This window comes from Luteibacter sahnii (assembly GCF_034063545.1).
GTDB lineage: Bacteria > Pseudomonadota > Gammaproteobacteria > Xanthomonadales > Rhodanobacteraceae > Luteibacter > Luteibacter sahnii.
The window spans coordinates 14,914-26,922 of the sequence record NZ_JAQLOK010000011.1 but is presented as its reverse complement, the minus strand read 5'-3'; the positions used below and the strand labels follow the sequence as shown (position 1 = coordinate 26,922).

9 protein-coding genes are annotated in these 12,009 nt (G+C 67.2%); all 9 read right to left on the bottom strand.

The genetic code is table 11. The annotated features are described in order from the left end of the window. Positions 1-42: 42 nt before the first annotated feature. A complete protein-coding gene (locus PI246_RS17585; protein WP_320552623.1) occupies positions 43-1,365 on the bottom strand; it encodes an APC family permease in 1,323 nt (440 codons plus the stop codon). A gap of 136 nt (positions 1,366-1,501) precedes the next feature. After that, complete coding sequence (gene lpdA / locus PI246_RS17580) at positions 1,502-3,295, bottom strand: dihydrolipoyl dehydrogenase (RefSeq protein ID WP_320552622.1); 1,794 nt, start codon at positions 3,293-3,295, stop codon at positions 1,502-1,504. Positions 3,296-3,312: 17 nt separating this feature from the next. Beyond that, positions 3,313-5,019 (bottom strand): dihydrolipoyllysine-residue acetyltransferase, encoded by a 1,707-nt coding sequence (aceF, locus tag PI246_RS17575; protein WP_320552621.1) that lies wholly within the window; start codon positions 5,017-5,019, stop codon positions 3,313-3,315. Positions 5,020-5,221: 202 nt separating this feature from the next. After that, positions 5,222-6,091, bottom strand: a complete 870-nt coding sequence (locus PI246_RS17570) for a mechanosensitive ion channel family protein (RefSeq protein WP_320552620.1) — start codon at positions 6,089-6,091, stop codon at positions 5,222-5,224. Positions 6,092-6,319: 228 nt separating this feature from the next. Then, a complete protein-coding gene (locus PI246_RS17565; protein ID WP_320552619.1) occupies positions 6,320-8,611 on the bottom strand; it encodes a carboxy terminal-processing peptidase in 2,292 nt (763 codons plus the stop codon). 31 nt (positions 8,612-8,642) lie between these two features. Then, complete coding sequence (lipA, locus tag PI246_RS17560; RefSeq protein ID WP_320552618.1) at positions 8,643-9,641, bottom strand: lipoyl synthase; 999 nt, start codon at positions 9,639-9,641, stop codon at positions 8,643-8,645. 13 nt (positions 9,642-9,654) lie between these two features. Then, positions 9,655-10,323, bottom strand: coding sequence for a lipoyl(octanoyl) transferase LipB (gene lipB / locus PI246_RS17555; RefSeq protein WP_320552617.1), 669 nt, complete (start codon positions 10,321-10,323; stop codon positions 9,655-9,657). Between the two features lie 129 nt (positions 10,324-10,452). Then, positions 10,453-10,743, bottom strand: a complete 291-nt coding sequence (locus PI246_RS17550) for a DUF493 family protein (RefSeq protein ID WP_320552616.1) — start codon at positions 10,741-10,743, stop codon at positions 10,453-10,455. Between the two features lie 10 nt (positions 10,744-10,753). Beyond that, a complete protein-coding gene (locus PI246_RS17545; protein ID WP_320552615.1) occupies positions 10,754-11,983 on the bottom strand; it encodes a D-alanyl-D-alanine carboxypeptidase family protein in 1,230 nt (409 codons plus the stop codon). Between the last annotated feature and the right edge of the window lie 26 nt (positions 11,984-12,009).

Below are 12,009 nucleotides of genomic sequence, written 5' to 3'. Positions count from 1 at the left end.
ATGGGTGACAGGTCTCCGGTCGCGCGCAGGGCGGGCGATGGGCTAACCCGCCGCCCGCCGACGCCAAAGGTAATAGACCGGCACCCCGATCCCGATAATCAGCAGGCTCATGCCGGCGTCGCCGGGCGCCGCGATGGCGGTGGCGGCGATCACGCAGAGCACGGTGCTGGTGAACACCAGCGGGAGCCACGGATACCCGGGCACGAGGTAAGGCGACGGCTCCGACCTCAGCTTGCGGCGATACCAGAAGATCGTGGCGATGCCGAACGCATGCGAGAGCCATTCGCCGACCGTGGTGTAGTTGAGCAGCGCGTCGAAGCTGCCCGACAGGATCAACGCGATCGCCCACCCGCCCAGCACCGCCAACGCGATCTGCGGTGCGCCCGTCTTCGCGTCGATGCGCGCGATGGGCCGAAAGAACATGCCGTCGGCGCTCATCACCTGCAGCACGCGCGCACCACCGGCGATGGCGATGCTGCAATAGCCGAACGTGGAGCACGCGATGCCCACGGCGATGATCGTGGCACCGGATTGGCCGAAGAGCTTGCGCATCAGGTCGGCTGCCGGCGCCGTGCTGGCGGCGAGGCCGTCGTGACCGAGGCCGGCCATGTAGGCCACGTTGACCAGCACGTAGCAGACCACCACGCTGCCCATGCCGAGGCCGAGCGCGCGGGGCAGCGTGCGCTGCGGTTCGCGCACTTCGCCGGCGAGGTCGTTGAGGTAATGGAAACCACCGTAGGCGAACAGCGCCGGCAGCAACGCGCCGACGAGGGTGCCCACCGGCACATCGTGCGTGGGGTCATGGGCGAACGCCATGCCCAGGTGGCCACGGGCCAGGTAAAGCCCCACCGCGATCAGCAGCGCGACGGCACCGAGCTTGAGCACGGTGAAGAGGTTCTGGACAAAGGCGCCGGCACGTATGCCGAACAGGTTGACGGCCACGATGAAGCTGATCGCACCCACCGCGAACGGCTTGACCCACGCGTGCGACAGCCCGACCGCCTGGGTGGCGTAGTCGGCGAAGGTGGTCGCCACCGCGGCGACGCTGCCGGGGTAGTTGATCAGCGCCATGGTCCAGCCGAACAAAAACGCCGGCAACTGCCCGAAGGCCTCACGCAGGTAGACGTAGGTGCCGCCGGCCTGCGGGCGCCGCGCACCCAGTTCGGCGTAACAGAGCACGCCCGCGAGAGTGAGCAGGCCGCCGAGCGTCCACAGGATGAGCACTTCGGTGCCCGAACTGGTGCTTTTCGCGACCGAGGCCGGCGTGCGGAAGATGCCGGCACCGATGACACCGCCGATGACGATCATCGCGGCGTCCCAGATGCCGAGGCGGCGCAGGTAATGGGCTGGCTGGGGAGCGGGCATCCGGGGACGATGCCATAACCTGACCCTTGACGCGATAGCTGTCTGGCACCGTGCAGGTATCGCCGGGGCGTGCCCCGCCCTGCACCGAACCCGACGCCCGCGATGCCGGTTCAAAGGCATCGCGGGCGTCGGGGAATCACTTCTTCTTGGGGATATACAGATCGGTGATCGTGCCTTCGTACACCTCGGCTGCCATGCCGACGGATTCGCCGAGCGTGGGGTGCGGATGCACGGTACGGCCGATGTCGCCGGCTTCGGCACCCATCTCGATGGCGAGCGCCAGTTCGCAGATGAGGTCGCCCGCATGCGGACCGACGATGCCCGCGCCCACGATGCGGTGGGTCGCTTCGTCGAACAGCAGCTTGGTGAAGCCCTCGGTGCGGTCGATGCCGATGGCGCGGCCCGACGCCACCCACGGGAACTTGCCCACGCCGATCTTCAGGCCCTTTTCTTTCGCCTCGCGCTCGGTGACGCCGACCCAGGCGATTTCCGGATCGGTGTATGCCACCGACGGGATCACCCGCGCGTCGAAGAAACTCTTCATGCCGGCGGCGGCCTCGGCGGCCACCTTGGCCTCGTGCGTGGCCTTGTGCGCCAGCATCGGCTGGCCCACGAGGTCGCCGATGGCGAAGATGTGCTTCACGTTGGTACGCATCTGGCGATCGACCGGGATGAAGCCGCGCTCGGTCACCTCGACGCCCGCCTGTTCCGCGCCGACCTTGCCGCCGTTGGGCGAACGACCCACCGATACCAGCACGCGATCGAACAGCGTGGTGTCGGGGATGCTGGCGCCCTCGAACGTGACCTCGATGCCCTTTTTCGTGGCCTTGGCTTCGACGACACGGGTCTTGAGGTGGATGCCCTTGTAGCGCTTGGCGATGCGCGCCTGCAGCGGCTTGATGAGGTCGGCGTCGGCACCGGGGATGAGCTGGTCGCCCAACTCGACCACGGTAACCTCGGCACCCAGGCCGGCATACACCGTCGCCATTTCCAGGCCGATGATGCCGCCGCCGACGACGAGCAGTTTCTTCGGCACATCGCGCAGTTCGAGCGCGCCGGTGGAATCGATGATGCGCTCGTCGTCCCATGGGAACGACGGCAGCTTCACCGACTGCGAACCCGCCGCGATGATCGCGTTGTCGAAACGGATGAGCTTGGTGCCGTCGGCCGTCTGGACTTCGAGTTCATGGGGCGAGATGAAGCGCCCCACGCCGGTGACCGTACGCACCTTGCGCGCCTTGGCCATCTGCGCGAGGCCGCCGGTGAGCTTGCCGACCACGCCGTCCTTGAACGAACGGAGCTTGTCGAGATCGATCTTCGGCTTGCCGAAGGTAATGCCGTGCGCGGCCATCGCGTCCGCTTCGTCGATGACGGCCGCCGCGTGCAGCAGCGCCTTCGACGGGATGCAGCCGACGTTGAGGCACACGCCGCCGAGCGTTTCGTAGCGTTCGACCAGCACGGTGTCCAGACCGATGTCCGCACCGCGGAACGCGGCCGTGTAACCGCCCGGACCGGAGCCGAGCACCACGAGCTGGCATTCGATGTCGGCCTTGCGGCCGGACGCGCCCGCGGCCTGCGGCGCGGCGGCACGCTGGGCATCCTGCCTGGGCGGTGCGGGTGCCGGCGAGGGTGCGGCCGGCGACGGTGCCTGCTCGACGGTCGACTGGCCCACGGCCTTGGCCGGTGCCTCGCCCGCGGCGTCGATCACCGCGATGACGGTGCCTTCGTTCACTTCGTCGCCGACCTTGACCGTGATCTCGACGATCGTGCCGCCCTGCGAGGCGGGCACGTCCATCGTGGCCTTGTCCGATTCCAGCGTGATGAGGCTCTGGTCCTTCTCGACGGTGTCGCCCGCCTTGACCAGGATCTCGATGACTGGCACGTCGTGCGAGCCGCCGAGGTCGGGAACCTTCAGTTCGATGTTTGCCATGGTTCGCTCGCCTCCGGTCAGAGCAACAGGCGACGGATGTCGCCGAGCTGCTGGGCCAGGTAGACCGCGAAGCGCGCCGCCAGCGCGCCATCGATGACGCGGTGGTCGTACGACAGCGACAGCGGCAGCATCAGGCGCGGCGCGAAGTCCTTGCCGTTCCAGACGGGCTTCATCTGCGCCTTGGAGACGCCGAGGATCGCGACTTCCGGCGCGTTGACGATCGGCGTGAACGCCGTGCCGCCGATGCCGCCGAGCGAGGAGATCGAGAAGCAGCCGCCCTGCATGTCGGCGGCGGTGAGCTTCTTGTCGCGCGCCTTCTTCGAGATCTCGCCCAGTTCGGCGGCCAGGTCGAGCAGGCCCTTCTTGTCGGCGTCGCGGATCACCGGCACGACGAGGCCGTCGGGCGTGTCCACGGCGATGCCGATATGGAAATACTTCTTGAGGGTGAGGTTTTCGCCCGACGCGTCGAGCGAGGCGTTGAAGGTGGGGAATTTCTTCAGCGCCGCGACCACCGCCTTGATCTGGAACACCAGCGGGGTGACCTTGAGATCCTTGTTTTCTTCGCCGAGCTTCTTGCGGAAGGCTTCGAGCTCGGTGATGTCGGCGTCTTCGAACTGGGTGACGTGCGGAATCATCGCCCAGTTGCGGGCAAGGTTCGCCGCGGAGATCTTCGGGATGCGACCGAGCGGCTTTTCTTCGATCTCACCGAACTTGGCGAAATCGACCTTGGGCCACGGCAGCAGGTTGAGGCCGCCACCGGCGGCGACGGCACCGCCCTGCGCGGACGGCGCGACACCGGAGGTCATCACCCGCTTGACGTACGCGCTGACGTCTTCGCGCTGGATGCGCCCGCCACGACCGCTGCCCTTGACCTGGGCAACGTCGACACCGAGCTCGCGGGCGAAGGCGCGCACGGCCGGGCTGGCATAGGGGGCACTGTCGGGCATGACCACCGAGGCGTCGAAGGACACCGGCGGAGTGCGCGGGGCGCCTCCGGCGGGTGCGTCGGCCCTGGCCGGGGCCGATGACGGTGCCGATGACGGTGCCGGGGCGGGCGCTTCGGCCACGCCCGGCTTGTCGGTGCGGGCCGCCGGCTGCGCGTCGGCAGGCGCGTCGGCGCCGCCATCGGCACCTTCGAGCACGGCGATGAGGTCACCGTCGTTCACTTCGTCGCCGACCTTGACCTTGAGCGCCTTGATGACGCCGGCCGCGGGGGCCGGGATGTCCATGGTGGCCTTGTCGGATTCGAGCGTCATGAGACTCTGGTCTTTCTCGACCGTGTCGCCGACCTTGACCATGATCTCGATGATCGGCACCGGCTTGCCGCCAATGTCGGGAACGTTGACCTCGACCGGGCCTGACGCCTTCGATGCCGACGGCGCCTTGGCCGTGGCGGCGGCCGGCGCGGGTGCAGGCGCCGGCGCGGGCGCGGCGGCCGCAGGGGCTTGCGCCTTCGGCGCGTCGGCTTTGGCGGCCGGGGCATCGCCTTCGGCTTCGACCAGCGCGATGACCGCGCCTTCGTCGACCTCGTCGCCGACGTTGACCTTCAGTTCCTTGATGACGCCGGCGAAGGGCGCAGGCACTTCCATCGTGGCCTTGTCGGACTCGAGCGTCACCAAGCTCTGGTCTTTTTCGACGCGATCGCCGACCTTGACCATGATTTCGATGACGGGAACCGCCTTGCCTCCGATATCGGGCACGCGGGCTTCTTTGACGTCGGCCATGGAACCTCCTCGAACTGTCGTCGGCGGGCGGACGAACCCACCGGCGGGGGAATGACGGGCGCCGTGCTGCGGCGCAACCGGTCGATTGTAATCCCTTGGAGGCCGAAATTCGGGGTTCGAACGGGCGTTTGGCTGATTTCCGTGGTGCGTAGCGGTGAACAGGGCGTCGCCGCGCGCTGCGCCGGCGGCGACGCGATCCGGGTCAGGCGCCGGGGGCGGGGTCGCGCTTGTCGCCCGTCTCGTCCGGGGCGGGGCCGACCAGGCGGATTTCGCTCTGCGGGAACGGGATGGTGACGCCCTCCTCCGCGAAACGCTCTTTTATGCGGCGCAGCAGGTTGGTCTGCGCCCCGTACATGTCGGGCACCTTGGCCCAGCCACGGATGACCAGGTTCACGGCCGAATCGCCCAGGGTGTCGGTCCACACGCCCGGGGCTGGGTCTTTCAGGATGCGCGGGTCGGCATCGAACAGTGCCTGGATCACCTGCATGGCCTTGCCGATGTCGTCGCCATAGCCGATGCCCACCTTGAACTCGAAACGGCGGGTGCCGCGGCGATTGTAGTTGATGATGGCGTCGCCGCCGACCTTGGCGTTGGGTACGACAGCCTCGCGGTTGTCCGGCGTGGTGAGGTAGGTGTGCATCAGGTTGATGCTGTCGACGGTGCCTTCGACGCCGCCGACCAGCACGTAGTCGCCGATGCGGAACGGCCGGAACAAGATGAGCAGCACGCCCCAGGCGAGGTTGGACAACGAGCTGTTCAGGGCCAGACCGATGGCCAGGCCGGCCGCACCCAGCGCGGCGATCAGGGAGGCCGTGGGGATGCCCGCCATGCCCATCACCTGCACGATGATGAAGGCGATAAGCAAGCCGTAGATGGCGTTGCGCAGGAAGCCGGCGAGCGTGGCGTCGACGTGGGCGCGTTCGAGCGCGCGCCGACCGACGTTGGCGATGCGCGCGGCGATCCAGAAGCCCACGAGCAGCGCCACGAGCGCGATGCCGATGCGCACGAGGTAAGTGAAAAGGATCACGCGGGTAGCGTGGTCGATGCCGAGATGGTCGAGGAAGTCGATCATGGAGCCTGCCTTGTCCGTGCCGGAAAATCGGCGGCAAGGCTAGCAGGTGGGGTGTGAACGGCACGGGGTGGAAGCCGATCGCATGGACGATCCGGCGCGAGCCGACATCGTGCGGGTGATGGTATCGCTCGCCTTGTTGCGATCCCTGGGGCTCGCGGACAGGGGCCATGCTCACCCGAATCCGGGGGATGGAGGGCCGCCGTTGGACGGCGGCCCTCGTGGCGTGGATCAGTGCGCGGGCTTGGCGGCCTGCGCGGTCTGCGGCGCGTCCTTGTGGCCGCCGTAGGGCAGCACGTCGGCGGCGAGCTTGGGATCGGCCTTGATGAGGCCGACTTCGTCGCTGACGATGTGGGCGGCTTCGTCGAGCGGGGTGTCCTTGGCCTTCTTGGCCTCGGCCTCCTGCTTGAGGTCCGTCTTGATGCTGCGCTCGTTGGCGTTCAGGCCGTCGTCGGAGATATCCGCGCCGTCGTCGCCGTCGTCACCGAAGATCGCCTTGCGTCGCGCGCGGAACTCGGCCTGCGTCGCGTCGAACTGCTTGCGCTCGGCCTGTCGCGTGGCGAGGTTGAGCGAGATGTCGGTCTTGTCGCGCATTTTCTTGTACTGCGCGAGTTCGTCGAGCATCAGCTTCCACGCCGGCGAGGTTGCCACGCGGGCGTCGTGCTTCTGGTTGAGCGGCGCGAACAGCGGCTTGAGGTTGGCCACCGGCTTGTAGTCGGCCGGATCGATGTGGCGCCACGGCAAGGCGTTGTCGTAGGTGGACTCGCCGAATTCCTTCGCGTCGCCGTTTTCCGGGAAGCGCACGTCGGGGGTGACGCCGTGCAGCTGCGTGCTGTCGCCGTTGATGCGGATGAACTCGGCGATGGTCATCTTCAGCTCGCCATACTTGGCGTCTTCACCGGTGGTGGCCTTGCCGAACTTGTCCAGGTCGACGAGGTTCTGCACGGTGCCCTTGCCGAAGGTCGGCTCGCCGATGATGATGCCGCGGCCGTAGTCCTGGATCGCGGCGGCGAAGATCTCCGACGCCGATGCCGAGCCACGGTTGACCATGACCGCCATCGGGCCGTCCCAGGCCATGCCCGGATCGTCGTCGCCCTGCGCCTCCACCTGCCCACGCGCATCGCGCACCTGCACGACAGGGCCGGTGTCGATGAACAGGCCGGTGAGTTCGGTGGCTTCGTTGAGGGAGCCGCCGCCGTTGTTGCGCAGGTCCATGATGACGCCGTCGACCTTCTGCGCCTTGAGCTCGGTGAGCAGCTTCTTGACGTCGCGCGTGGCGCTCTTGAAGTTGGCGTCGCCAGCGCGGCGGGCGCCGAAATCCTGGTAGAAGGTGGGCAGGTCGATCACGCCGATCTTGCGGGTGACGTCGCCGTCCTTCACCTCGATGACCTTCGACTTGGCGGCCTGTTCTTCCATGGTGACCTTCTTGCGCACGAGGGTCACGATGTCGTGCTTGCCGTCGACGCCGGCTTCGGCGGGCAGCAGTTCGAGGCGCACGGTGGTGTCTTTCTTGCCGCGGATGAGCTTGATGACGTCGTCCTGGCGCCAGCCGACGACATCGACCATGGGCCCGGTTTCGCCCTGGCCCACGGCCACGATGCGGTCGCCGGGCTTGATCTTGCCCGACTTGTTCGCCGGACCGCCTGGCACGAGCTCACGCACCACGGTGTAGTCGTCGCGCGCCTGCAGCACCGCGCCGATGCCTTCGAGCGAGAGCCGCATGGCGATATCGAACTGGTCGGCCGCGCGGGGGCCGAGGTAGTCGGTGTGCGGATCGGTGGAGTTCGAATACGCCGTCATGAACGCCTGGGTGGCGTCTTCGTCGTCGAGCTGGCGGATGCGCGTGATGTAGTTGGCGTAGCGCTTGTCGAGCGTCTTGCGGATATCGTCGTCGCTCTTGCCGGCCAGCTTCAGGCGCAACCAGTCGTTCATCGTGCGCTTGCGCCAGATGTCGTCGAGCTCGGCCTGGTTCTTCGGCGGCGTGGCCTTCTTGCGGTCGAAGTTGTAGGTCTCGTTGCCGCTGAAATCGAAGCCCTTCTTGAGCAGGCTGCGCGCGTAATTCATGCGGTCGACCGACCGCGTGATGTAGAGATTGAAGACCGAGAACGGACCGGAGAGGTCCTGGTTCCAGATGGCGTCGTCGAACTGCGTCTTCAGCGGCTCGAACCGGGCCATGTCTTCCTGGGTGAACAGCACTTTCTCGCCGTCGAGGGCGTCGAAGTAGGCCTTGAAGATCTTCGCCGACATCGCGTCGTCGAGCGGCTGGGCCTGATAATGGAAGCGCGTGAGGAAACGGGCCGAAAGCTGCGCGGCCTGGGTCTCGGCCGGGGTAGCCTTGAGCGGCAGCGTGGATTCCTTGCGCTGCGGCTCGGGCGAGGTGGCGGCCTCGGAGGCGTCTTTCGGTTGCGGGGTGGGATCCTTCGCCGGCGCAGTGGCGCCCGGCTGCGGTGTGGCGGTCTGGGCGTGCGCTCCGGGGATGGCGAGGGCCAGGAGGAGCGCGAGCGACACGGGGCGAAGGGTCATGTAGTGAAAGCCTCGGGGTGCTTCTTACGGGTTATTCGACGACGCCGGCGGCGTGGGCCATCAGGTCGGCATGGTAGGAGGATCGCACCAGCGGACCGGAAGCGACATGGGAGAACCCCATCGCCTCACCTTCGACCCGCAGTGCCTCGAATTCGTCCGGCGTCCAATAGCGGACCACCGGATGGTGATGCGCCGTCGGCTGCAGGTATTGGCCGATGGTGATCATGTCCACGTCATGGGCGCGTAGATCGCGCATCGTCTCGATGACCTGGTCGTAGGTTTCGCCCAGGCCCAGCATGATGCCGGACTTGGTCGGCACCTCGGGATGCTGCGCCTTGAAGCGCTTGAGCAGGTCGAGCGACCACTGGTAGTCGGCGCCCGGGCGCACCTCACGGTAGAGGTGCGGCACGGTTTCGAGGTTGTGGTTGAAGACGTCCGGCGGGAAGTCTTTCAGCACCTCGAGCGCGCGCTCCATGCGGCCCTTGCCACGGAAATCAGGGGTGAGGACCTCGATGCGGATGTCCGGGCTCGCGTGGCGCACCGCACGGATGCACGAGGCGAAATGCTCGGCGCCACCGTCGCGCAGGTCGTCGCGGTCGACCGAGGTGATCACCACGTATTTCAGGCGCATGTCGCGGATGGTCTCGGCCAGGCGCGCCGGCTCGAGCGGATCGGGCGGCAGCGGACGGCCGTGGGCCACGTCGCAGAACGAGCAGCGCCGGGTGCATACCTCGCCGAGGATCATGAACGTGGCGGTGCCCTTGGAGAAGCACTCGTGGATGTTCGGGCACGAGGCTTCCTCGCACACCGTCACCAGCGAATTTTCGCGCAGTCGGGCCTTCAGCTGCTGCACGGCGTTGCCCTGGGGCAGGCGAACGCGGATCCAGCCGGGCTTGCGCAAGGCGGGCTGCGCGGTATCGAAGCCCGCGCGGTTGAGCGCGATCTTGTCGTTGCCGAGCATCTTCTCGCCGGGCTTGTCGACCACGGCGATGGGGATGCTGCGAGGGGAAGTGGGGGCGGTTTGGCTCATGAGGGTCAGGCCTTCAGACCGCAAGGCGCGCGGGGAGTTCGGGAAGGGATGGGTCGGCCTCGACGGCATGGAAGCCGAACTGCTTGCAGAATGCCTGCACCAGGACGTCTTCCACGTCGGCCAAGCGCGACGGGCCACCCAAGTCTAGCACCTGGGTGACTTCCAAGCCCTTGTAGCCGCAAGGATTGATGCGGTGGTAGGGCTCCAGGTCCATGTCGACGTTGAAGGCCAGCCCGTGGAAGCTGCAGCCCCGGCGGATGCGCAGGCCCAGGGCAGCCACCTTGGCCCCGGCCACGTAGACGCCGGGGGCGCCCTCCTGGCGGTCGGCACCGATGTTCCACTCGCCCAGGGTATCGATGATGGCCTGCTCGATCCCGTGGACGAGCTCGCGCACGCCGACGCCGACGCGGCGCAGGTCGATCATGGGATAAGCCACGATCTGGCCCGGGCCGTGGTATGTCACCTGGCCGCCGCGGTCCACCCGCACCACCGGGATGTCGCCGGCAAACAGCACGTGTTCTTCCAGCCCCGCCTGGCCCAGGGTGAACACCGGGTCGTGCTCGAGCAGCCACAGCTCGTCGACGGTGTCGTCGGTGCGGTTGTCGGTGAAGGCGCTCATGGCCTTCCAGGTGGCTTCGTAGGGGACGCGCCCCAGCCGGCGGACGTTGAGGGGGAGGGTCATGGGAGCGGGAGATCAGGTCAGTGGAGGGAACGTGTGGGCGGAGCCCGCGCCGGACAAGGCGCCGCCCAGAACGCCGTAGGAGCGCGCCCTGCGCGCGACTCCCCGGCACGTCGCGCGCAAGGCGCGCTCCTACATGGTGAAACGGATGTTTTCGTCCGCGCGGAGCGTGCTGTGCGCTTCGAGGTATTTGTCGCGTGTCGGCGCGACGAAGCTCACGGTCACCGACTGGTAATTGCCCGCAGGGGTGAGCTTGGTCGACAGCGTCTCGTGGAGCACCTCCAGGCCGATGCCGTGGAGCAGCGCCGGCACGTGCTTGTCGAGGCCGGCGTTGGCGTTGCCGATGGCGGTGATTTCGAACTCGCCGGGAAACTGGAAGCCCTTGCCCTCTTTCTGGGCGTGGCTGAAGTCGATCTCACGCATGGCGGGCTCCTTACTTTTTGTCGGACTTGGCGTCGTCGCTATGGAACCACAACAGGATGGTGTCCCACAGGCGCGAGAAGAACCCGCCCTCGGGCGCGTCGTTGAGCGCCACCAGCGGCGCGGTGACCACCGGCTGGCCATCGAGCGTCACGCGCAGCGTACCCACCTGCTGGCCCTTCTTGAACGGGGCGATCAGGGTCGACGGGATGTCGAGGTTGGCCTTGAGCTTGTCGTAGTCGCCGCGCTTGACCGAGACCATGACGTCTTCGGCGACGCCCAGCGGCAGCGTGTTTTCGGCACCCTTCCACAGCTTCGGCGTGGCCAGCGGCTTGTTGGCCTCGTACAGCTTGTGCGCCTCGTAGAAGCGGAAGCCGTAGTTGAGCAGCGACAGCGCGGCATCGGCGCGGCCCTTCTCGCTGCTGGCCCCCATGACGATGGCGATCATGCGCGCGTCGCCCTGCTTGGCCGAGGCGGCCAGGCAGAAGCCCGCGGCGGCGGTGTGGCCGGTCTTGATACCGTCGACCGTGTTGTCACGCCACAGGAGCAGGTTGCGGTTGTGCTGCTTGATGCCGTTCCACTCGAACTCCTTCACCGCCGAAATGGCGTAGTCCTCGGGGAAGTCGTGGATCAGCGCGCGCGAGAGGATCGCGATGTCGCGGGCCGTCGTGTAGTGATTGGAAATGGGGTAGCCCGACGCGTTCTCGAAGTTCGAGTGCGTCATGCCGATCTGCTTGGCGTAGGCGTTCATCAGGTTGGCGAACGCGGGCTCGGAGCCGGCCGTGTGCTCGGCCAGTGCGATGGCCGCGTCGTTGCCGGACTGGATGATCAGGCCGTAGAGAAGGTCTTTGAGCGGCACCTGGCTGTTGAGCTTGAGGAAGCTGGTGGAGCCGTCGGTGCCGGCACCGCCGCCGCGCCAGGCGTTTTCGCTGATGGTGACCGGATCGGTCATGTGGATCTTGCCGTTTGCGATTTCGGCGGACACCACGTAGTCGGTCATGATCTTGGTGATCGAAGCCGGCTCGACCTGCATGTCCGGATCTTTCGACGCGATGATCTGCCCGGTGTTGTAGTCCATGAGCACCCAGCTCTTGCCTTCCACATCCGGCGGCGGAGGCACCGGCGCGTCGGGCACCACGGGGCGAGGCACCGAGGGACGCGGCGGCGTCTGCTGCGCCATGGTCACGCCGGCGACGAGCGCGGCGGCGGCGAAAGCGAACAGGGAGCGGGGCAAGAGCTTCATCGTTTCTGCGGTCCAGTCAAAACAGG